The sequence below is a fragment of the Methylocystis sp. genome, assembly GCF_051061285.1.
Taxonomy (GTDB): domain Bacteria; phylum Pseudomonadota; class Alphaproteobacteria; order Rhizobiales; family Beijerinckiaceae; genus Methylocystis.
The window spans coordinates 108,674-127,496 of the sequence record NZ_JBPFEA010000024.1 but is presented as its reverse complement, the minus strand read 5'-3'; the positions used below and the strand labels follow the sequence as shown (position 1 = coordinate 127,496).

General features: G+C 63.9%; 21 protein-coding genes. 7 read left to right on the top strand and 14 right to left on the bottom strand.

The window, feature by feature from the left end:
* Positions 1–4: 4 nt before the first annotated feature.
* The 9 genes from ACR65T_RS08265 to ACR65T_RS08225 all read right to left on the bottom strand — a co-directional run bounded on the left by ACR65T_RS08265 (position 5) and on the right by ACR65T_RS08225 (position 8,621).
* On the bottom strand, positions 5–445 hold the full coding sequence (locus tag ACR65T_RS08265) for a GNAT family N-acetyltransferase (protein WP_434496028.1): 441 nt from the start codon (positions 443–445) through the stop codon (positions 5–7).
* Complete coding sequence (locus tag ACR65T_RS08260; protein ID WP_434496027.1) at positions 442–1,239, bottom strand: ABC transporter permease; 798 nt, start codon at positions 1,237–1,239, stop codon at positions 442–444. The genes ACR65T_RS08265 and ACR65T_RS08260 overlap by 4 nt, the downstream gene beginning before the upstream one ends.
* Positions 1,236–2,036 (bottom strand): ABC transporter ATP-binding protein, encoded by an 801-nt coding sequence (locus tag ACR65T_RS08255; protein WP_434496026.1) that lies wholly within the window; start codon positions 2,034–2,036, stop codon positions 1,236–1,238. Before ACR65T_RS08255 ends, ACR65T_RS08260 begins: the two co-directional genes overlap by 4 nt.
* A complete protein-coding gene (locus ACR65T_RS08250; RefSeq protein ID WP_434496025.1) occupies positions 2,033–3,019 on the bottom strand; it encodes an ABC transporter substrate-binding protein in 987 nt (328 codons plus the stop codon). Before ACR65T_RS08250 ends, ACR65T_RS08255 begins: the two co-directional genes overlap by 4 nt.
* Before the next feature lie 50 nt (positions 3,020–3,069).
* Positions 3,070–4,404, bottom strand: coding sequence for a TldD/PmbA family protein (locus ACR65T_RS08245; RefSeq protein ID WP_434496024.1), 1,335 nt, complete (start codon positions 4,402–4,404; stop codon positions 3,070–3,072).
* 3 nt (positions 4,405–4,407) lie between these two features.
* Positions 4,408–5,940 carry a TldD/PmbA family protein gene (locus ACR65T_RS08240; RefSeq protein WP_434496023.1) on the bottom strand — a complete coding sequence of 511 codons (1,533 nt, stop codon included), beginning with the start codon at positions 5,938–5,940 and terminating at the stop codon, positions 4,408–4,410.
* 60 nt (positions 5,941–6,000) lie between these two features.
* Positions 6,001–6,690, bottom strand: a complete 690-nt coding sequence (locus ACR65T_RS08235; RefSeq protein ID WP_434496022.1) for an RluA family pseudouridine synthase — start codon at positions 6,688–6,690, stop codon at positions 6,001–6,003.
* Between the two features lie 35 nt (positions 6,691–6,725).
* Positions 6,726–7,427: an SGNH/GDSL hydrolase family protein gene (locus ACR65T_RS08230; protein WP_434496021.1), complete on the bottom strand. Its 702-nt coding sequence runs from the start codon at positions 7,425–7,427 to the stop codon at positions 6,726–6,728.
* 150 nt (positions 7,428–7,577) lie between these two features.
* A complete protein-coding gene (locus tag ACR65T_RS08225; RefSeq protein ID WP_434496020.1) occupies positions 7,578–8,621 on the bottom strand; it encodes an acyltransferase family protein in 1,044 nt (347 codons plus the stop codon).
* Between the two features lie 272 nt (positions 8,622–8,893).
* On the opposite strand from ACR65T_RS08225, the gene ACR65T_RS08220 reads away from it, so the two are divergent.
* The 3 genes from ACR65T_RS08220 to ACR65T_RS08210 all read left to right on the top strand — a co-directional run bounded on the left by ACR65T_RS08220 (position 8,894) and on the right by ACR65T_RS08210 (position 11,353).
* Positions 8,894–9,694: an enoyl-CoA hydratase gene (locus ACR65T_RS08220; RefSeq protein WP_434496018.1), complete on the top strand. Its 801-nt coding sequence runs from the start codon at positions 8,894–8,896 to the stop codon at positions 9,692–9,694.
* Positions 9,695–10,043: 349 nt separating this feature from the next.
* Positions 10,044–10,817 carry a hypothetical protein gene (locus ACR65T_RS08215; RefSeq protein ID WP_434496017.1) on the top strand — a complete coding sequence of 258 codons (774 nt, stop codon included), beginning with the start codon at positions 10,044–10,046 and terminating at the stop codon, positions 10,815–10,817.
* Between the two features lie 20 nt (positions 10,818–10,837).
* On the top strand, positions 10,838–11,353 hold the full coding sequence (locus ACR65T_RS08210; RefSeq protein ID WP_434496016.1) for a hypothetical protein: 516 nt from the start codon (positions 10,838–10,840) through the stop codon (positions 11,351–11,353).
* A gap of 43 nt (positions 11,354–11,396) precedes the next feature.
* Here the strand turns inward: ACR65T_RS08210 and ACR65T_RS08205 are convergent, their stop codons facing one another.
* The gene (locus ACR65T_RS08205; protein WP_434496015.1) at positions 11,397–13,103 is read right to left on the bottom strand and encodes a hypothetical protein; all 1,707 of its coding nucleotides are present in this window, start codon (positions 13,101–13,103) and stop codon (positions 11,397–11,399) included.
* A 140-nt stretch (positions 13,104–13,243) separates the two neighbouring features.
* Between ACR65T_RS08205 and ACR65T_RS08200 the strand changes: the two genes are divergently transcribed.
* Both ACR65T_RS08200 and ACR65T_RS08195 read left to right on the top strand, forming a co-directional pair.
* A complete protein-coding gene (locus ACR65T_RS08200) occupies positions 13,244–13,780 on the top strand; it encodes a SixA phosphatase family protein (RefSeq protein ID WP_434496014.1) in 537 nt (178 codons plus the stop codon).
* Between the two features lie 29 nt (positions 13,781–13,809).
* Positions 13,810–14,895 carry a hypothetical protein gene (locus tag ACR65T_RS08195; RefSeq protein ID WP_434496013.1) on the top strand — a complete coding sequence of 362 codons (1,086 nt, stop codon included), beginning with the start codon at positions 13,810–13,812 and terminating at the stop codon, positions 14,893–14,895.
* 116 nt (positions 14,896–15,011) lie between these two features.
* Here ACR65T_RS08195 and ACR65T_RS08190 read toward each other — a convergent pair whose 3' ends face one another.
* Together ACR65T_RS08190 and ACR65T_RS08185 are read right to left on the bottom strand one after the other, a co-directional pair.
* Entirely contained in the window at positions 15,012–15,830 is an 819-nt protein-coding gene (locus ACR65T_RS08190) for a hypothetical protein (RefSeq protein WP_434496012.1), read from the bottom strand.
* An 85-nt stretch (positions 15,831–15,915) separates the two neighbouring features.
* Positions 15,916–16,236 (bottom strand): hypothetical protein, encoded by a 321-nt coding sequence (locus ACR65T_RS08185; protein ID WP_434496011.1) that lies wholly within the window; start codon positions 16,234–16,236, stop codon positions 15,916–15,918.
* 118 nt (positions 16,237–16,354) lie between these two features.
* On the opposite strand from ACR65T_RS08185, the gene ACR65T_RS08180 reads away from it, so the two are divergent.
* Together ACR65T_RS08180 and ACR65T_RS08175 are read left to right on the top strand one after the other, a co-directional pair.
* Entirely contained in the window at positions 16,355–16,699 is a 345-nt protein-coding gene (locus tag ACR65T_RS08180; protein WP_434496010.1) for a helix-turn-helix domain-containing protein, read from the top strand.
* The gene (locus ACR65T_RS08175; protein WP_434496009.1) at positions 16,696–17,547 is read left to right on the top strand and encodes a DUF6456 domain-containing protein; all 852 of its coding nucleotides are present in this window, start codon (positions 16,696–16,698) and stop codon (positions 17,545–17,547) included. The genes ACR65T_RS08180 and ACR65T_RS08175 overlap by 4 nt, the downstream gene beginning before the upstream one ends.
* Positions 17,548–17,670: 123 nt before the next feature.
* Here the strand turns inward: ACR65T_RS08175 and ACR65T_RS08170 are convergent, their stop codons facing one another.
* Together ACR65T_RS08170 and ACR65T_RS08165 are read right to left on the bottom strand one after the other, a co-directional pair.
* Positions 17,671–18,108, bottom strand: a complete 438-nt coding sequence (locus ACR65T_RS08170) for a DUF1330 domain-containing protein (RefSeq protein ID WP_434496008.1) — start codon at positions 18,106–18,108, stop codon at positions 17,671–17,673.
* Positions 18,092–18,751 (bottom strand): DUF2239 family protein, encoded by a 660-nt coding sequence (locus tag ACR65T_RS08165; protein WP_434496007.1) that lies wholly within the window; start codon positions 18,749–18,751, stop codon positions 18,092–18,094. Before ACR65T_RS08165 ends, ACR65T_RS08170 begins: the two co-directional genes overlap by 17 nt.
* Positions 18,752–18,823: the final 72 nt, after the last annotated feature.

Genomic DNA, 18,823 nt, shown 5'->3' with positions numbered 1-18,823 from the left:
AGCGCTACAGCGTCAGGCGGTAGCGAACGAAAATGTCGGCTTCACCGAATGAATCATAGAGGCGCCGAGCGCGTTCATTGTCCGCTTGCGTGTGCCAATAGAGGCGCGCCCATCCGCGAGCGCGTCCAAGATCGATGAGGTCTTGAATGAGCGCGCGTCCCAGGCCCGCGCCCCGAATAGTTGGATCGACGAAAAGGTCTTCGAGGTAACATGTCGGCGAAGACGTCCAACTGCTTTCATGCAGCACGGAGACGGAAAAGCCGGCGATGCGTCCCTCCCTTTCAGCAATCCGGCCGATCATGGCCGAGGTCGGATCGAGCAGGCGGCGCAAGGTCAATTCCGTCACGTCTATCGGCACAGACGTTGCGTAAAAATCATTATAGCCTGCCCAGAGCCTGCGCCACGCCGTGGCGTCCGCCTCGCGAATGTCCCGGATGAGCGTCATTCGTCTTGCGCTCTGGCGCTCTCGTGCCAGCCGCGCAGCAAAATATAGGAGAGCGCCGCGAGCGCGCCGTAGATCGCCAGCCCGCTCAGCGAGATGAGCGCCAGCGCCGCGAACATGCGCGGAATGTCGAGACGAAAGCCCGCCTCGACGATGCGATAGGCGAGTCCTGTCCCCTGACCGGATGCGCCGGCGGCGAGCTCCGCGACGATGGCGCCGATGAGCGCCAGTCCGCCGCCAATGCGCAAGCCAGCGAGGAATTGCGGCAGCGCCGAGGGCAGGCGTAGATAAATCAGCTTCTGCCATGGCGAGGCGCGATAGAGGTCGAACAGATCGCGCAAGCCGAAGTCGACGGAGGCGAGGCCGAGCGACGTATTCGAAAGAATCGGAAAGAAGGCGACGAGAAAGGCGCAGACCAGCACCGCATTGCCGGGTTGCAAATACACGAGCAGCAAAGGCGCAATGGCGATGATCGGCGTGACCTGCAAGGTGATGGCGAAGGGCAGCAGCGCGCGCTCCAGCCATTTCGACTGGGCGATAAGCAGCGCCAGCGCCACGCCGCAAACCGTAGCGACGATAAGCGCCTCGAAGGTGACGCCGAGAGTCACCAATAGCGATGAGAACAGTAGTTCACGGTCCTCGATCAGCTTGGCGAGGATGACGCTCGGCGCCGGGAGAATATAGGGCGGAATGTTTTTCCACCGCACGAGTCCTTCCCACAACGCGAGCGCTGCGAAAAACACGGCGAGCGGCACGCCGATGTCGCGCCAGGCGATCGCGCTAGGTTTCTGGATCACGGCGTCGCCTCTTCGATTGAGACGCGAAGCGCTTGCGACGCCCGGCGACACACGTCGGCGAAGGTCTTGCTCGACCGATAGTCGTCGTCGCGTGGGATCGCTGGGTCGATCTCGATGTCGTCGATGATTCTGCCGGCGCGCCGCGACATCACCACGATGCGCGTCGAGAGATAGGCGGCTTCGAACACCGAATGGGTGACGAAGACGATCGTCGCGCCGAAGCGGCGTTTGAGCGCGAGCAGATCGTCATTGAGCTTGAAGCGCGTCACCTCGTCGAGGGCGGCGAAAGGTTCGTCCATCATCATCAGCGTGGGCCGCGTCGCCAGGGCGCGGGCGATGGCGCAGCGCATCCGCATCCCGCCGGAGAGTTCTCGCGGCAGCGCGCGCGAAAAGTTGAGAAGACCGACATGCGCGAGCGCCTCTTCGATGCGCGGCGACGCCGCTTCGCGCGGAACGCCCTTAAGTCGCAGCGGCAGAAAGACATTGTCGAAGACGCTCGCCCAAGGCAGCAGCGTCGCGTCCTGGAACACGACGCCGATGTTGTTCTTAATTTGGGGCGCGCTCCAGTCGATCGCGCCCGCCGTCGGACTCGCGAGCCCTGCGATGAGCCGCAACACCGTCGACTTGCCACAGCCCGAAGGCCCGAGCAGCGTCAGGATCTCGCCTTCGCGCACGTCGAGATCATAGTCGGCGAGGGCGACGAGCCCGTTCGGGAATGTCTTGCCGATCGCGCGCAACGAAACGAGCGCGGGCGCCGTCACTTGCGTCTCTCTGACCGCCGAAACGCCCGGCGTCATTTTGGCCGCAGCTCCATGCCGACCTTCTTGCCGATGAAACGCAGCGTGTAACCGCGCGCGTAATCAATGTCGGCGGGAACCACGCCGGCCTTGGCCATTTTGTCGAAAAAGCTCTTCATCCGCGCGTCGGTGATGACGCCGACGCCATAAGTCAGCGCGTCGCCGGAATCGACGATGCCGCGCTCCTTCATTTTGGCGAGGGAATAGGCGATCTGACCGTCGGTCATCTCCGGATTGTCGCGCTTGATCATCGCATTGGCTTGAGCATTGTCGCCGTAGAGATAATTGTACCAGCCGATAATCGAAGCGTCGACGAAGCGCTGCACGAGGTCGGGAGTCTTGGCGATCGTGTCGGCGCGCGTCTCGATCGTCGTCGAATAGCTGTCATAGCCATAGTCCGACAAAAGAAACACGTTGGGCGTGAAACCGCCTTGGCGTTCGATGGCATAGGGCTCCGAGGTGAGAATTCCCTCCTGAATCGACGTCTTGTCGGCAAGGAAAGGCGTCGAATTGAAATTATAGGGCTTGGCGTTTTTGTCTTTGAACCCATAGGCCTGCTTCAGCCATTGCCAGACGGAAGCGCGCATGTCGCTGGCGATGAAAGCCGTCGCCATCGGCAGATCTTCGAAACGATCAAGGCCCACGCCGGGATGCGACATGAAAATCACCGGGTCGACCTGGAACATGCTGGCGAGGGTGACGACCGGCACGTTCTGCTGCACCGATTCGAACATCTGAATGGTGTTTGCGCCCATCGCGAAGTCGACCCGGCCCGCGGCGAGCAGCAGCCGCGCGTTGAGCTGCGGGCCGCCTTGCAGAAGGGTCACGTCGAGCCCGTAGCGCGCATACGTGCCGTCGGCGACGGCCTGATAGAAACCGCCGTGCTCGGCTTGCGCCCGCCAATTGGTGGCGAAGCGCACCTTGTCGAGCGCGAGGGCCGGCGCCGCGATGAGGAGAGCGATGAGCAAGGCGAAAAGGCGCATGGTGCGGCTCCGGCTGCGAGGCGCGCATCATACATGAACGCGCGCGGGCTCTATATCCCGCTCGATTTCGACGAGAAATTGAAGCCTTCGACGAGCATCGCCGGCGCCGCCGGCGCGCCGCCTTCGCCCGCCGCGCGCCAGGTCCGACGCGTTGGACCGAGGGCTTTGATGTTGCTGAACAACTCGCCGAGCCGCTGATTGAAGCGCATGTTGCGCATCGGCGCGACGATCCGGCCGTTCTCGATGAGGAAATTGCCGTCGCGCGTGAGCCCGGTCAGCAGCAGGCTCTTCCGGTCGACGATGTTAGTGTACCAGAGTCTCGTCACCAGAACGCCGCGCCGCACCGAGCGCACCATGTCGTCAAGCGAAACGTCGCCGCCCGACATCACGAAATTCTTCGCAAAAGGGATTGGTTCCGATTGGGTCTTTTGCGCCCAGGCGCGTGAACGATAGAGCGTCGTCACAACGCCGTTCTCAACGAAGGCGCGGGCGCGATGTGGCACGCCCTCGAAGCCGAAGGCCGCTTCCGGCGCCAGCGGGTCGGCGGGATCGACGCGGATCGTGAGCTGTTCGTCAAAGAGCTGCTCGCCCAAAAGCGCTCCGCCGCCAGGACGCGCGAAGAAGCTTCTCCCCTCGTCGGCGGCGCGCGCCTCCATCGTTTTGATGAGCCAAAAAGCGAGCTCGGTCGTTGCCTCCGGCTCGAGAACGACGGTATAGGCGCCGGGTTCGAGATCGACCGGAGTCGCATCATGCGCGCCCTTCGCGCAGGCGACGCGGGCGATTGCTACGGCGTCGAGACGATCCACGAAGAATTGATGCGCGCCGGCCCAGCCCGACCAAGCGTCGGCGCGGTTGCGCGCCGTGGCGGAAAGATCGATTTCGCTGCGCCGCTCATAGGCGAAGAGGCCGGCGCTCGTCGCATATACGTTGAATCGCCTTGCCGTCGTCGCGCAGCCGAAGGTGTCGACGCCGATGCGCGCGCCCTCCTCGATGACGCGCGCCGCCGCGTCGGCGAGGGCGTCGAGGCGCAGATTGGCGGTCGCCTCGTCATAGCGGTCGGAGAAGCCGTAATTCTGCGGGCCGAGCGGCGCGACATAATCCGGATCGACGGGCAACATCCGCGCGATCTCTTCCGAGCGCGCCACGGCGGCGGCCAACGCCGCATCGTCGAAACGCGAGATGCTGCAAGAGCCGATGCGCCCGCCAATATGTGACGAGATGCGCAGATTGGCTTCGGCGGTCGCAAGATTGGTCGTGGCGCCGCCCCGCGCGAAGCGCAGACTCTGATCCAAGCCGCCCTGAATCTGCACGGCGCAGGCGTCGGCCTTGGAACGCGCGAGAACTTTGTCGGCGATCGACTTTGCGTCGTCTGAAGAAAGGAACATGCTTTATGCGTCGTCGCTCGTGTTCAGCACGCGCACATTGCGAAAGAGCGCCGGCGGGCTGCCGTGCGAGACCGGCGCCACCTGCACCGGCTCGGCCTTGCCGCAGGTGAAGGTGCCGTCGAGATGATAGGCGCTCGCGTCGCATAGCCCTGCGAGAGAGTTCCAAAATTGCGTGGTGCGGCCCTGATAGGCGCCGTCGCGCAGCAGATCGCCGAGCTTGCCGTTCTTGATCTCATAGAACAGCTGTCCGCCGAACTGGAAGTTGTCGCGCTGCTGATCGATGCTCCAGCTGCCGGCGCCGACGACATAAATGCCGTTCTCGACATCGTTGATGAGATCGTCGAAGGAGCATTTCTGAGGATTGGGCTTGAGCGAAATATTCGGCATGCGTTGAATGGGAAACGTCGTGGGGCTGTCCGCATAGGCGCAGCCGTTCGAATGCGACAGGCCGATGAGATGCGCCTGTCCAAGCGCCATCTGGAAATTCCTGAACACGCCCTTTTCGACGATGGCGAAGTCGGCGGCTTCCGCTGGGGCGCCGTCGTCGTCGTAGCCGATCGTGGCGAGCGCGCCGGGTTGCGCGCGATCGGCGACGATTGTCATCAATTCGGAGCCGAATTGCAGTTCGTTGAGCATATGGGGTTTGACGAAGCTCGTTCCGGCGAAATTCGCCTCCCAGCCCAGCACGCGGTCGAGCTCGGTCGAATGGCCGACCGTCTCGTGAATTGTGAGCCACAGATTCGTCGGGTCGATCACAATGTCGCAATCGCCTGGCGTTACTGGTTTTGCATCAAGCTTTGCGCGCGCCTCCTCGCCGGCCTGCGCGGCCTCCTCGATCAGGCCGGCGCCGACGACATAGTCCCAGCCGGCGCCGCGCGCCGGCGCCAGGCAGTCGCGCGTCGCGAAACGGCCGCTGGCGCGGTCGATGGCGGTCGCCTGAAAGTTCGGCGCGACGCGGGTGCGCGTCTGATGAATGCGGCTGCCAAGACTATTGGCGAAGAATCGCTCTTCACAGGTCGCCGAAAGCGACGCCGAACAGAAATCCGCGCCGTGATCGCGCGCGCTGGCGATGATCGAAAGCAGCAGGTCGGCCTTCTCGCCGGCGGACACTTCAAGGGGATCGATGCCCATCGGCATGATCCATTCGGCTTCATGCGCGGGCAGACGCTCGAGCGCGATCGGCTGGAACTGTATCCGTTTCACCGCGCGGGCGTTCTCCAGCGCGCGCTCGACGCCATCGCGCAGGCTCTGCGGATCGAGCCGCCGCGCGCCGTAAAATCCCCAGCAGCCGTCGAGCAGCACGCGCATGCCGAAGCCTTGCGAGGCGCGCTCGTCGAAATTCTCCAAACGGTCGTCTTTCGCGAAGGCGTATTCGCGCCGGGTTTCGCCGATCCTGACGTCGGCGTAGCTGGCGCCGTTTCGCTTGGCGGCGGTCAGCGCGATATCGGCGAGATCGTAGAGCAGCGCGCGGTCCAACGCGAAGGCGTTGCCGCCCCTGGGGCGTGAGGCTTCGGTCGTCGAAGGCGTGGCCGCCATTGGTCGCTCCAAAATTCCCTCATATGGTGGTCGTTTCGGCGGTGATTTGCAATCGCCGTGTTACGGTTGCGCATCGCCGTTCCATCCGCATGCGGCGAGCGCCTCGCCCATATGTTCGGGCGGGGCGGCGACAGCTTGCACAGGCGGCTTGCCGTCCTGCATCGGCACGCTCAACGCGCGCGCATGAAGATGCAGAGGGGCTGAGTCCTCGCGGCGACCTGAGCCATAGATCGGATCGCCGAGAATGGGCCACCCCATCGCCTGCGCATGCACGCGGATCTGATGTGTGCGGCCGGTGTGCGGCGTGAATTCGATGAACGTCAGCGCGTTGTCCGGACTTCCGCCAAGCACGCGCCAGGAAGTTCGGGCGGGCAGACCCAGAGGGTCCGGCCGCATCCACCAGCCGCGCGTCGCGTCGAGCCGCCCGAGCGGGAGGTCGATTTCGCCTTCTTCACCCACGGGCGCGCCTTCGACGACCGCCCAGTAAGTCTTGCCGACGCGGCCGGACTTGAACAGCCTGCCGAGCCGCTCGAGGGCTTTGCGGTGGCGCCCAAGCACGAGGCAGCCGGACGTGTCCTTGTCGAGTCGGTGGGCCAGCGCCGGCGGCCGCGGCAGGCCAAAGCGCAGCTGGTCGAAGCCGTCTTCAAGGCTTGCGCCGCCCTTCGGCCCGCGATGGACGGCGACGCCGGCGGGCTTGTCGATGATCAGCATCAGCCCGTCGCGGTGGAGCAGGCGAGAGAGGAGGTCCATCAGCGGCTTATAGCAGCGAGGCGGGCAAGACGGCGCTATTTCACGGCCGGCGCGGCATTTCCGAGCGAAACCGCGCCGCCGACGAACTCTCCGTATTTGTGGAAATATTCGTCAGTCAGATGGACGCCGTCTGTCGTGTAACACCGCTCGTGTCCTTCGTAGCGATCGATGAAACCGTCATATTCGAGAGTGTTGAGTTCGGGATGGTCGCGCCACAGCGCGACCCGATAGAGGTCATTCACCTGTCGCTCGCAGCCATCATAGAAACAGCTCAATATCGAGCGCTTGAGGGCGCTGTAGAAATTTGGCGGCCTGAAATTCCGCTCGTTGACCCGCGGTATGGAGATGAGTTCGACATCGTCGACGTCGGCAAAATACTCGACGAGCTTTTTCGTATATTCGACATAGGCCGATGCGCCGACGTGCTGAATCGCGTCATTGACGCCGTTCATCAGGACGACCTTGTCCGGCTTCTTGTCCTCAAACATGCGGTAGAGTTTGTATTTGGGGAATTTCTCGCGCAGTTCGGCGTAGAGCAACCGTGAGTTGCGGCCGGCAAAGCCGAGACTGCACGCCCGGACGCCGCGGCCTTCAAGTCTTTTTGAGACGGCGCGCGGCAGTTCGGGCAGGATCTTGCCGTCCGAGGCCCAGGATTCGCCGATGACGAGGATTCTGTAGTCTTCCCCGCCGCCGTTCACATTGGCGCAGTAGAGCGTCGGCTCATCCGACCGCTTCAAGCTGAGAAGCGTCAGCCCGCTTGTGACGGCCAGAACATACGCCAGTTTATGCGCCCCCGGGAACATGGCGAACCCATATCCCGGCGACTGGACTCAAGCAAATTTCTGGATGCGCTTGTCTCAGCGCGATCGATCCGACGTTCGACCATGCTAGGCGAATGCGGAGTCGGCGCTTGCCGGCGTCGTCGAGGGGATCGCGCCGGGCGCGACCATAAGCCGGCCATGCACCCAGGCGGCGCGCAATCTATTGATCGGCCGATCGAACAGCCGCCAGATCAGGTAGGAAGCGACGAAGATGATGAGCAGCGCCTCGGAGCAGAGCAGGGCGCGATCGAGATAGGAGCCTACGCCGGTCTTCAGGGCGCCGAGCACCGACCAGTGCAGCAGATAGAAGATGTAGGAAAGCTCGCCGAGCATTCGGTCCTTGGCGCCGCTCGCCTGCTGCGTCGTATAGAGCGCCCAGGGCGTCATCATCACCGCGATGACGAGATTCATCTTGTCGCTGAAGGCGAGCAGATCCTGCTTTTCGCCGAGCATCATGTCCTTGGCGAAGATCAGCGCGCAGAGGAATAGCGTCGCCAGCGTCGTGAACAATGCGCGATAGGCGAAGGCGCGATCGGGCCTCAAGTCGTGGCTCGCCGCCGCGACGCCGATTCCAAAAAACAAAAGGAAAGGCGCGACCGTGGCGGAGCCGCCGAGCCAAGGCGCGCCGGCCGAAACGACAAGGCAGATCAGCAAGAGAGAGATGTTTTTCGAAATGAGAAAAATGATCGCCGGCGCGATAAGATAGAATTGCAGTTCCACATCCAGCGACCAGCCGGGAATGTTCGCCTGGAACGGCAGCGCGCTGTAGCCGAGGATCATGATGTTGGAGAAGACCTGATGCATCAGCCCGCCGAAGGCGACGGGCGCGTCGTCGCGCCAGAGCAGCAGCGCCCAAGCGATCGCCGAGCAGAGAGCGAAAACCGGCGCGATGCGCCACACGCGCGAAACGAGATAGGTGAAATAGGCCGACGTCGTTTTCGAATAGGTGTTCTTCCACATCGCCGCGACCCAGTAGCCGCTGAGCACGAAGAAGACCAGCACGGCCGACATGCCGAGGTTGAAACTGGTCGTGTGGTGGAGGAAAACCGCAAAGGCTAAGGTTAGCCGCAGCGCGCCAGGCGACGCGAATGTGTCCGGTCTCATCGCCATCGCTGCTCCACGGCTGGCAGGAGATTTCCTTTAAATGCGACATCGATCTTAATCTTGATCAGCGCGTGGAATGCTGTGGCATGAGGTCGCGACGTGGGCGGTATGGCGCGGCATGGCGTCGCGATTGCAGCGCTTGCCCGGCGGTAGGCGCCTGGTTCGTCGCTTTGCGTGTGTGTCGGCTTAGAGTGGTCGGCGAATGTGGTCCAAAACACGCCGACATGCGCTCCTAGCGAGCGGTCCGGCGACGTTGAAACTATGCTGTACGAGGAACAATGGCGATCATATCTGCGACCCCGAAGCTGCGCGTCACAATAGAATTCGGCGTGGCGCGCCTCTACATCGAAAATCCCGCCAAGCGAAACGCGTTCGACTTCGAGATGTGGCGCGCGCTGCCGTCGCTGCTGCGCGCCGTCGACGCGGCGGAGGACGCGCGCGTCCTCGTCATCAGCGGGGCGCCGGGTCTGCCGTTCTGTTCCGGCGCCGACATCAGCGAATTCTCCAACCTGCGCGCGACGAGCGAAGGCGGGCGCCTCTATGAGGACGCCAATGTCGAGGCCTTCGACTCGATTTCGAATCTTTCCAAGCCGACGATCGCGGCCGTGTCGGGCTTCTGCATGGGCGGCGGATTCGGAATCGCCGCGGCCTGCGATCTGCGCATCGCCGATGCGCAAGCGACGTTCGCGATTCCGGCGGCGAAGCTCGGTGTCGGCTATCCGCCCTCGGCGATGGCCTATGTCGTCGCCGCGGTCGGCCCGCAACTCGCGTTCGACCTCTTTTACACGGCGCGCCGTCTCACCGCGAACGAAGCCAAGGAGCGCGGCTTCGTCAGCCGCCTCTTCGCCATCGAGAGTTTTGAAGGCGCCGTGCATGCGCTCGCCGAAACCATCGCCGCTGGCGCGCCTCTGACCTTGCGCGCCGCCAAGGCGGCGATCCGCGCCGCCGCGCGCCTGCCCGGCGCGTCGTCGCATGAGCAGTGCGAGGCGCTGACGAGCGCCTGTTTCGACAGCGCGGACTACATGGAAGGGCGCGCCGCCTTTCTCGAGAAGCGCGAGCCGAACTTTTCCGGGCGCTGACGCGCCTCGCAGCCGGGGCGCGCGCCGTGGCGATGGGGGTCGTCGCCAGCGTAAACGCGCGCTTTGCTTATGCCAGGGCTTCGAACTCGGGATCAGCTTTCTTTCAGCCGTCATGCCCGGCCTTGCGCCGGGCATCCACGCCGGGACATCGCGAAACGCATCGCGCGGGGACGGCGCATGGATGGCCGCGACAAGCGCGGCCATGACGCGGTGAGAGGACGCCTTGTTAGCCTGGATTCGGAGCTCTGTTTTTATGCAGGTCGGCTTGACGGCGTAAGCGGCGCGGCTACTCTCATCGAGACTGCACATGCCTACCCCGTTGTAGCGGCGAATTACGGGAAGGATCGTCTTGAGGCTTTTCAACAAGGGTTTGCGCAGATCATCGTCTGCCGTCGGGGCCCGGCCGCGCCTCGGCGCGCTTGTGTTTTCAGCGACGCTTGTCGGCAGCGCCGCTCCGGCTGGAGCGGCGGAGACCTATAGGGGCGATGATTCCGACTCTTACGAGTGCAGTTCGGATTTTAACATCCTCAACCGATTTTCTGCGCCGCCCGGCGTTTCCGCGGCGCGCTCGACCAAATATTCTGACATAAAGTTCACCCGCGAGAACAACATCATTTCGGTCAAGGACGCGTCGAATTCGAGCGATTTGGCCTATATCTCCGTGGACGAAAACACGAAATATTGCGCCGTTAAAGAAGTGGAAATCATAAAGAAACGCACAGAACCTTTTTTTAAAGATCCGCGACTCTATCCTCAAAAATGTAACATCAATTATCATGCATTTCATACGAGAATTGTCATAGACGCCGAGTTGCCGGTAAGAGCGTTTTTATTGCAAGGCTCACCGCCGGAGTTCGATAAGATGGATCATATCGTCGATGTTGATGTTTACCGCACAGAGGACTGGCGAAAAAGAAATTCTGCGGAGGGATGTCAAGAAATAAGCGGAAGCTCAGATGGCGCTTTCTTTGCGATGAGTTCACTTGGATTTAGCACAGCGAACATGTCTGCCCTCAACTTATTGGAAGAAGCGCCGTATAAACTCAAAAATGGTGATACTTATTTTGTCTACGAGCGCCAAGCATTGACGAAGGCGGGGCCGGGAGTTCCGCAGCCGAAGTAGCACTCGGTTGTCCCGAAAAAATGTTCAGCAAAACTGAAAGGCGCGTGTACTATTTTGTGCTGACTATGGTCGTTCTATCGTTTGTGATTATTGGCGTTTTGCCGTTGTTTCGCCTTGCTCAATATTTATGGCCAGATGACTCTGGGCAAGACGTCACAGAGTTCGTATTGTCCGCGCCTCGTCAAAACCAAATCTTGAATCTGAACCAGCTGTTCTCTGCGGATACAATATGCATTGTTCCGCCCGAGGCCAACGTGAACGAATTTATTCGAAGGGCGCTTCCTGAAAAGCAGATTTCAGTTCCAGGTGAAGATGATGATTATTCGAGCAATGCAGCGCGCTGGCGCATTGTTGCGAGCTGGGACGCCACGCCGCTCGTGAAAGTTTTCGACGTTTGGTCTACGACGACGTCAAACAGAAAATATCCTTTGGAACTATCAGATAAAGATAGAGATGCGCTAGGCGCCATCTGTTCGAGGCGACTACGATTGAAAATCGAACCGATTAACGGACAGGCGACAGCGACCGTGCAGTAAACGTCTGCAGACCGCCGGTTAGCAGCAGCCCCCGGCTGGCGTATCACCTGTCGGCGCTCGCCTCCACTTCGAGGCTTTCCAGAATTTCGCTGGGTTTTCGCGCCAGCGCGTCGATGGCGGTGACGCCTCTCGGCGAGACAAAACGCAGATGCAGGCGCTTCGGCTTCTCAATATACGCCGAAACCGCGTCGGCGATGCGCTTGGCGTTCGCCCCTGCGCCGCCGAGCGCCGCGATCGCCGTCGCGGCGGCCTTGGCGTAATCGGCGCGCGCCTTGTCGACGGACGTCTTCTGCTCTTTGGCTTCGAGCGCGAGCACGCGATCGACGAGGCCGTCGCCTTCGAGCGTCAGGTCGATCGATTTGATCGACGTCGTGAGCATGGCGGCGCGCGAAATGAGGGGCGAAGACGAGAACGCCGCGCTCGACACATTGCCGAAGAGCGCGGAGAGTCGCGCCACGCCCATGTTTTTCGCGTCGATCGCGACAGGCTCCAGCGCCGCTTCCGATGACTTCTCGCGCCATTCGCCGGCGGCGAGTCCGGAGAGCGCGAGCTCGCGATAGCCGAGCGCCAGGAAATGCGCGGTCGTCTGGGTTTCGCCACGCGCCGAAAGATCGACGACGAAATTGTCGATCCGGCCCGAGAATTTCGTCGGCGTCGTTGCATGGAAATTGTCGAACGTCGCGCTGGCGTTCTCGACGCTGAATTTCATGCGCGACGTTTCGCTGGTTTTGGAGTCGGGCAGATCGGCGGCGACGCCGCGCAGCTCGATGCGCGCCAGCTTGGGATAGGCGGCGCCCTCCAAAACCGGCGCGAGCTGCACTTCGTTCAGCGCAAATCGCTTGACCGACAGATGGCCGCCGTCCGACGCGGCGAGCGAGAAATCGTCGAAAAATATCTCGCCGGCGCCGGCGCCCGCGACTTTGCGTAGGCCGGCGCGCGCGATCTTCGCCGTGAACGGCTTTCCGGCGGGTTCGCCCTTGCCGGCGGCGACGACGTCATCGACGTCGATCGACGCGGCTTCGAAGGATTGCAGCGCGTCGAGGACATCGCGCATCAGCGCGGGATCATCTTCGGGCTTTGCTGGATTGAGCGTCTCGAATCTTTCAACGAGCTTGCCGGCGGCAGTCTGCAACGCCCGCCCGCGCACGCCCTCAATCTTCAGGCGGCCCGTCGTCAGAACGAGATTGGCGCTTGCGTCTTCGAGGCGCGACGATTCGACGATTTCCTCCTCGACCAATGGCTTCAGAGGTTCATTGGCGTCGCCGCGCGTGGAGAGCGCCAGACGCGCGAGTTCGGCGAGATCGACGCCCTTGGCGACAGAGGCGCCCCAGTACACGCGCTGAACGCCGCCCTTCGTGGATTCGATCGTTTCCTCGCCGCCGTCGCCGCGCACGCTCGCGGCGCGACCCGAAACCACGTTCTCGAAGAGGAGCTTGCGATAAGCGGCGCGCTCGACGCGCAAATCATTGCGGCTTTCGCTCGACATAGAAGGCACGGCGATTCGCCGCGCGGAAATGCGCGCGAGAAGCGCCGCGGCATTCGCGCCGCCGTTCATGAAGAATTTCGCGAGTTCCGCCGGCGGCAGACTCGCGCCTTCGATTTCGATGTGCGGGATACGATAGGTCGTCGCGCCGAGCGTGATGACGAGATTGTCGAGCGTGAGCGACTTTTCGCCGGCGCCCGGCGAAGGCGCGGCGAAACCAACGAGCGAAAGCGACGTCACGACGCCGATGGCGAGCAATTTGCGCATCAGGGGAGCCTTGGGAAGACGAACGGGGAGAGCTTGCACGCCGCGCCTTTCGGGGTAAAGAGGCGCGTAGTTTCGTCGCAGCCGGCGTTTAGCGAGGGGCGGCGCGTGGCGGCGCGGCGGCGCCGTGATAGAGAGGCCGCATGCGTCGACTCCTGCTCCTGCGCCATGGCAAGGCCGACCGGCATTCGGCCGGCGGCGACCGCCAACGTCCGCTCACCCGTCGAGGGATGGAGGATGCGCGGCGCATGGGCGAGTATCTGCGAGACGCCAACATCGCGCCAGACCTCGCCGTCGCCTCCGATGCGCGTCGCGCCAAGCAGACCCTCGACCAGGTGCTCGACGCTTTTCCAGGCCATGTCACGCATCTGATCGAGAATACGATTTATCTTGCGACCGTCGACCATCTGGTCGAGATTTTGCAGCAGACGCCTGACAAGGTCGCGACGCTGCTCGCCGTCGGTCACAATCCGGGCTTTGCGGAGCTCGCCGCTTGGCTCGCGGGTTCAGGCGAGGCGGAAGACTTGGCGCTGATGCGCTCTAAATTCCCTACGGCGGCGCTGGCGATGCTCGACTTTGCGACCGATCATTGGGCGGACGTCGGCAGGGGCGGCGCGCGACTTGCGCGCTTCGTCACGCCGGGCATTCTACGGGGCGAGGCGACGGAAGACCCCGACTAGCGCAGTGCGCAAACCCGCAAAGAGCGGCCATGCTGATCGAAGCGCTCCTGACGATGCTGGCCCTAGCTGCGCCGCAAAAGGCGCCGGCGGCGCTTGTCGCGCCCTCGTCGATGTTCGCCGCGACGCCGAACCCCGCCTATCAGCCTCAGGCGCGCGCCGTGGACAATTGGCGCTTCGAAAGCGCCCTGGCGCTGGAGATGGCGCCTGTCGCCGCGATCCGCCGGGCGTTTGGCGCGGAGGACGGCGAGCCGGCCCGCTGCGTCAAGCTCAACAATTACTGGTGCATCAAGAGCGCGGGCTGGAATGGCGAGATCGCCGCCGACGCCGACGGCCATGTCGCCTTCGCTTCGGCGGAGGAGGGCGCCGCCGTCGCGGCGCTGCTGCTGCGCCGATATTACGTCGACTATGGGCGGCGCACCGCGCGCGCCATCGTCGAGCGCTGGGCGCCGGCGCAATGTTCGCTCGTCCTCCCGCCCGCCGCGCCTCGTCGGCCGGCGGCCGCTCCCGGGCGGCCGGCGTCGCGCGGCGGCATGGCGCGCATGTCGCCGCAGCGCGTGGTCCCCATGGGGATTGCGCCGCGCGGCATTCACAACACGCTTCGCGCGCGCTGGCTGGCGGCGCATGGGCGCGGCGGGGTCAATCTGAAGACGGCGCGGCGACCGCTCGCAAAGCCCGTCGACCTGATGCCGGCGCCCTCGATCATGGCCGGCGTCTCCGAGCTTCCGGCGCGGCGGGAAAAGCTCGCCGAGCTGATCCAACCGGCGCCCCGGACGACAATCGCCGACCTGCCGCCGTCGCCCGCGCCGCGGGCGCCCCCGGTTAGCGTTTTGAATTGCTCGGGGGAGCTGGCGCGGATCGCCGCTTACGCGGCCAACGTGGCCCAGGGCGTCGTCGGCGGCGCCAACGAGGATCTGGCGCTGTTCACCGCCGACGGCGCGCCGACCGAAAATCTGGCCAAGGTGATGGCGAATATGGCCGCGGTCGAGATCGGACCGGCGCGGCCGCGCGACGCGCTGATCCGGATCGCCGTCGCACAACTGCGCCAGCTGCTGGAGGCGCCCGCAAAGCCGGGAGGCGGCGCTGCGCCGACTCCCCCGGCGCATGCGGGGCCATGACGCGTCAAGCGCTTCCCGATCACATGGAATCATGTGATCGAAAAGGATTCGCTCAATATGAAATGTTGGAGCAGGTTCTCATCGAAAAAGTCTGTCAACTTTTTCGGAAAGCTGCGCTAAGAGCGCGCCATCAGCTCCAGCGCCAGCCCGTAGACTTTCGTGCGGGCAGGTTCGGGCAGGGTCTTCAGCACTTCAAAATAGGCCTGCCCGGCGCCGCACATGCGGGCGTCTTCGAGCGGCGGCGTGGGCATCTTGCCGTCGAGCAGCGCGTCGATCTCGACCTTGCTCAGACCCCGCGCGGCGAGCGCCGTCTCCAACAGGCGAAAGTCCGCCTCCGTCGGCGCGGTCCGCTCGATCTTTTTGGCTTGGCCGCTGACGATCGCCTCGAGCCCCGCCAGCGCCATGTCCGAGACGATCTGGCGGCGGGAGGCGGCGAATCGCTGAAAGTCGAGATTGGTCGCGCCGTAGAGGAAGGCGACGCACATGCGCTTGTCCTCCCGCGCCACCGCCTGCAGCACTTCCAGCTGCTTTTCGAAGACGCGGGCGATCGGCTCTGGCTCGGCCTTCGCCGCGAGCGCGCCGCGCGAGGTGCGGATGCGGCGCACCGCCTCGGAAAGATAATAGTCGACGCTCTGCTCTTCCTTCGTCTGCGCGAGGCGGGTGGCGAAATCATTGATCGCCGCTTCGTAATCGGCCGTGAAGGTCTCGCGGAGCCGGGCGAAATAGCGCGCATAATCCGGCGTCGAGGCGATCAGGGCCTCGATCTGCTGCCGCGCGCTTCCCTTGTCGACTTGCCCGTTGGCGGGCGCCGCGATCCCTGATCCCGCATCGGCCATGCGCGGCGCGGGATTGAGGGCCAGCCAGGTCAGGCCGATGCCGGCTCCGACCGCGACGAGCGCCGCAGCCAACAGCGCCAGAATTTTCTCCAGATACATCGCCGACCTTTGCGTCTCGGACCGAAAGCGCGAAGCTTAAAGCATTGCGCAGGAGGGCGGAAGCGCGGCCGCGCTCATGCGCGGTTCAACAGGCGATGAAGCCGCGCGGTCTCGGCGCGATGGGCGACGAGCAGACTGATATGCGGTTGAGATCATAGCTCCAATGGCCGCGCCGGGCGCGTTCGCCGCGCATCGCGCGCTCGATTTCCTTGAGCGCGGCGCGCGCCGCGTCGGGCGATTCGCTGGCGATCGTGTCGGGCGACAGGCGATGGAAACGCGTCAATGCGCGGGTGCGATCATAGGCGTTGAGACCCGCGACGAGGGCGGCGTCGAGCGCCGCGCCAGCTGCTGCGGCGAAGCGGGCGGGGCGGTCGTCTTGCGGGGCGTGAACTGGCCTGTGCGTCATGGATCATCCTCCGTGACGCTCAGAATGCGTTTACTCGAACGGATGAGGATAAGTATTTTATCCTTGAATAGGATTATTTTCCAGCTTACGGTTGCCCGCCACTCAGCTGGAGACCTCGATGTTTCTCGATCCGACGCTTATTCCGGGGCTTAGCGCCGCCGCGGCCGCCGCCGCGCAGGGCGCGCCCTTCGCCGATCTTTTTTCGCCTCGCCGCTCCCGCGCCTCGGTGGCGCGGGCGCGTCAGCTCGCCGTCTATCTCCACCATGTCGCGCTCGGCGCCAGCGTTTCGGCCTGCGCCAAAGCATTCGCGCGCGACCGCGCCACTGTCCGTCACGCCTGCGCGACGATCGAAGATTTGCGCGACGATCCTCGTTTCGACGCCGGCGCCCGCCGGCTCGAAACCGCGCTGGCCGCGCAGCGCGACATGATCTGCGCCCTCCTTGCGCAAGGGAGCGCGCAATGAAGAAAAGATCTGGGACCCGGGAGGAAACCGGCCGCGCCATGCGCCGCCTGCTGCAGGCGCTTGCCGAGCCGGGGGCGCGCGGCGCGCTGAGCCCGCTCGAGGCCGCGACGCTCGTCGTGCTCGCCGCGCGTAAAGGCGTCACCGTGGCGCGCGCGCGATTTGCGGTGGCCGCTTCCGACGCCGCGCTCGCCGAAGGGCTCGTGCGATGGGAGCAGGACGGCGGCGAGCGTCGGCTGGCGCTCACCGACGCCGGCCGCGCTTATCTGCGCCGATTATCAGCGCCCGACGTCGATCAGGCCGAGCCGTTTCGCGCCCAGCACGCATCCTATGCGCTGCGCCAGCTCGAAAAGGCCGCGCGTCCGACGCTCGTCAATGATGCGGAAAGTCCGCTCGCCTGGCTCGCGCGGCGAAAGGACCGCGACGGCCGAACCTTTCTCGACGCCGCGCAGCTCGAAGCCGGCGAGCGTTTTCGCCGCGACATCGAGCAGGCGCAGCTCCTGCAGCGCGTGACCGCGAATTGGGAGGCGTCGATCAACGCCGCTCGACGCGGCGCCGACGCCGGCGCCGTCTCCGAGGTGGCGATCGACGCGCGCCGTCGCCTCGCGCGCGCCGTCGACGCAACGGGGCCGGAATTGGCGGGCCTGTTGACCGACGTCTGCGGCTATCTCAAGGGCATGGAGATCGTCGAAAGCGAACGCGGCTGGCCGCCCCGCTCGGCGAAAGTCGTGCTCAAAATCGCGCTTGATCGATTGGCGCGCCATTACGGGCTCGCGGTCGAAGCGCGCGGCCGCGACCGCGCGCAGGCGCTGCTGCATTGGGGCGCCGAGGATTATCGGCCGAGAGTGTGAGGCTTACCCTCCCCTTGAGGGGAGGGTGGGTCGCGCCGCTTCGTGGGAGAGGGGACCCTTAAAAAAAACTTGCGCCCCGCCGTCAGTTGAGTTCGTCGACGACGGCGGGGTTCGTGCTTGCCGTCATGTTCGATCAACGTTTGGAAGCGGATATTGGACCAGCGGCAGCAATCGCGAATCCTCGACCGCGGCCGTCCGGTGTCCGAGGCCGGCGAGATAGGCGTCGTGGCCGGCGAAGGCCATGAAGGCCTGCACGGAACTCTGCTTCACGAGCATCGCGCGATCCCATCGCTCGCCCTCGGGGCCGATCAGGAAGGGGCCGCCTTCACCAAGGAAGAGGAGCGCTCCGCCGCTCTGGGTCAGATATGGGAGGGTATGGGCAATGTAGCGATCATAGGCCTCGGCGCCGCTGATCGGCTGCGCGGGCGCCAATTCGGGGTTAGCGGCATAGTCCGCCAGCTGGCGCAAGCGTAGCAGGTTGAGCATGACGACCTCGCCTTGAATGCCGCGCATAAAGAGGGCGCGTCCTGCCTTTTGAGTTGGTTCAAGGTAGGTCTGCATCGGTCCGCTCTCCTTGTTGCGGCGTGGCGAGTCCAGTGGTCATGAGGGTTTCGGCGTAGGCTCGGATATCCGGCGGCCAAGCACGGCTATGTTCGGCGAACCGCTTACGATCCCCAGCGAACAAGGCGCGCGTCGCCTCCTCGAATCCTGCAAGGTCGCCGGCCATCGCCGAGATGAAGGCGTAGGTCGCGGCCTGCGCGGCGCGGACCTGGCTCCGGCCGCCGTCCATGCGCCGCGCCTCATCCACCAGCCTGCGCAACGCTTGCGACGCGCCGCCGGGTTGCGTGGCCAGCCAATCCCAGTGCCGGGGAAGCAATGTCACTTCCCGGCCGACAACGCCCAATTTCGGCCGGCCGCGACCGCGCTCCGGCGTCGCATCGCTGACGTCAGGGCGGCGAGGCGTTCGCCTCACACGATCTCCCATGTTGGCGCGTTGCGCCAAGCGCGCCACGATTTCCGCTGTCTCGCCTCGCAGATCGAGGTCCACCACAGCGCCGGTCGCATCGTCAAAAGTGAGAAAGGAGCAATTGGGATTGGCCTCCATCGCCGCCTTTACAGCCCGCGCGACATCGATCAGCGGGCCAGCAGCTATTCGGCGCGTTCCCTGGAAAGCGGTGCAAGGCTTGGACAGAAATTCCGGCATGAAGGGACTCTCTAATGCAGCCGTATATTACCCGGGTAAATTTGCTTTTGTAAATATCATCCGGGTATAAAT

Excerpts from the sequence above, each read along its gene's own strand:
- ACR65T_RS08265 (WP_434496028.1), bottom strand. The coding sequence starts at position 445 with ATGACGCTCATCCGGGACATTCGCGAGGCGGACGCCACGGCGTGGCGC.
- ACR65T_RS08255 (WP_434496026.1), bottom strand. The coding sequence starts at position 2,036 with ATGACGCCGGGCGTTTCGGCGGTCAGAGAGACGCAAGTGACGGCGCCC.
- ACR65T_RS08250 (WP_434496025.1), bottom strand. The coding sequence starts at position 3,019 with ATGCGCCTTTTCGCCTTGCTCATCGCTCTCCTCATCGCGGCGCCGGCC.
- ACR65T_RS08245 (WP_434496024.1), bottom strand. The coding sequence starts at position 4,404 with ATGTTCCTTTCTTCAGACGACGCAAAGTCGATCGCCGACAAAGTTCTC.
- ACR65T_RS08240 (WP_434496023.1), bottom strand. The coding sequence starts at position 5,940 with ATGGCGGCCACGCCTTCGACGACCGAAGCCTCACGCCCCAGGGGCGGC.
- ACR65T_RS08235 (WP_434496022.1), bottom strand. The coding sequence starts at position 6,690 with ATGGACCTCCTCTCTCGCCTGCTCCACCGCGACGGGCTGATGCTGATC.
- ACR65T_RS08225 (WP_434496020.1), bottom strand. The coding sequence starts at position 8,621 with ATGGCGATGAGACCGGACACATTCGCGTCGCCTGGCGCGCTGCGGCTA.
- ACR65T_RS08220 (WP_434496018.1), top strand. The coding sequence starts at position 8,894 with ATGGCGATCATATCTGCGACCCCGAAGCTGCGCGTCACAATAGAATTC.
- ACR65T_RS08210 (WP_434496016.1), top strand. The coding sequence starts at position 10,838 with ATGTTCAGCAAAACTGAAAGGCGCGTGTACTATTTTGTGCTGACTATG.
- ACR65T_RS08205 (WP_434496015.1), bottom strand. The coding sequence starts at position 13,103 with ATGCGCAAATTGCTCGCCATCGGCGTCGTGACGTCGCTTTCGCTCGTT.
- ACR65T_RS08200 (WP_434496014.1), top strand. The coding sequence starts at position 13,244 with ATGCGTCGACTCCTGCTCCTGCGCCATGGCAAGGCCGACCGGCATTCG.
- ACR65T_RS08195 (WP_434496013.1), top strand. The coding sequence starts at position 13,810 with ATGCTGATCGAAGCGCTCCTGACGATGCTGGCCCTAGCTGCGCCGCAA.
- ACR65T_RS08190 (WP_434496012.1), bottom strand. The coding sequence starts at position 15,830 with ATGTATCTGGAGAAAATTCTGGCGCTGTTGGCTGCGGCGCTCGTCGCG.
- ACR65T_RS08185 (WP_434496011.1), bottom strand. The coding sequence starts at position 16,236 with ATGACGCACAGGCCAGTTCACGCCCCGCAAGACGACCGCCCCGCCCGC.
- ACR65T_RS08180 (WP_434496010.1), top strand. The coding sequence starts at position 16,355 with ATGTTTCTCGATCCGACGCTTATTCCGGGGCTTAGCGCCGCCGCGGCC.
- ACR65T_RS08175 (WP_434496009.1), top strand. The coding sequence starts at position 16,696 with ATGAAGAAAAGATCTGGGACCCGGGAGGAAACCGGCCGCGCCATGCGC.
- ACR65T_RS08170 (WP_434496008.1), bottom strand. The coding sequence starts at position 18,108 with ATGCAGACCTACCTTGAACCAACTCAAAAGGCAGGACGCGCCCTCTTT.
- ACR65T_RS08165 (WP_434496007.1), bottom strand. The coding sequence starts at position 18,751 with ATGCCGGAATTTCTGTCCAAGCCTTGCACCGCTTTCCAGGGAACGCGC.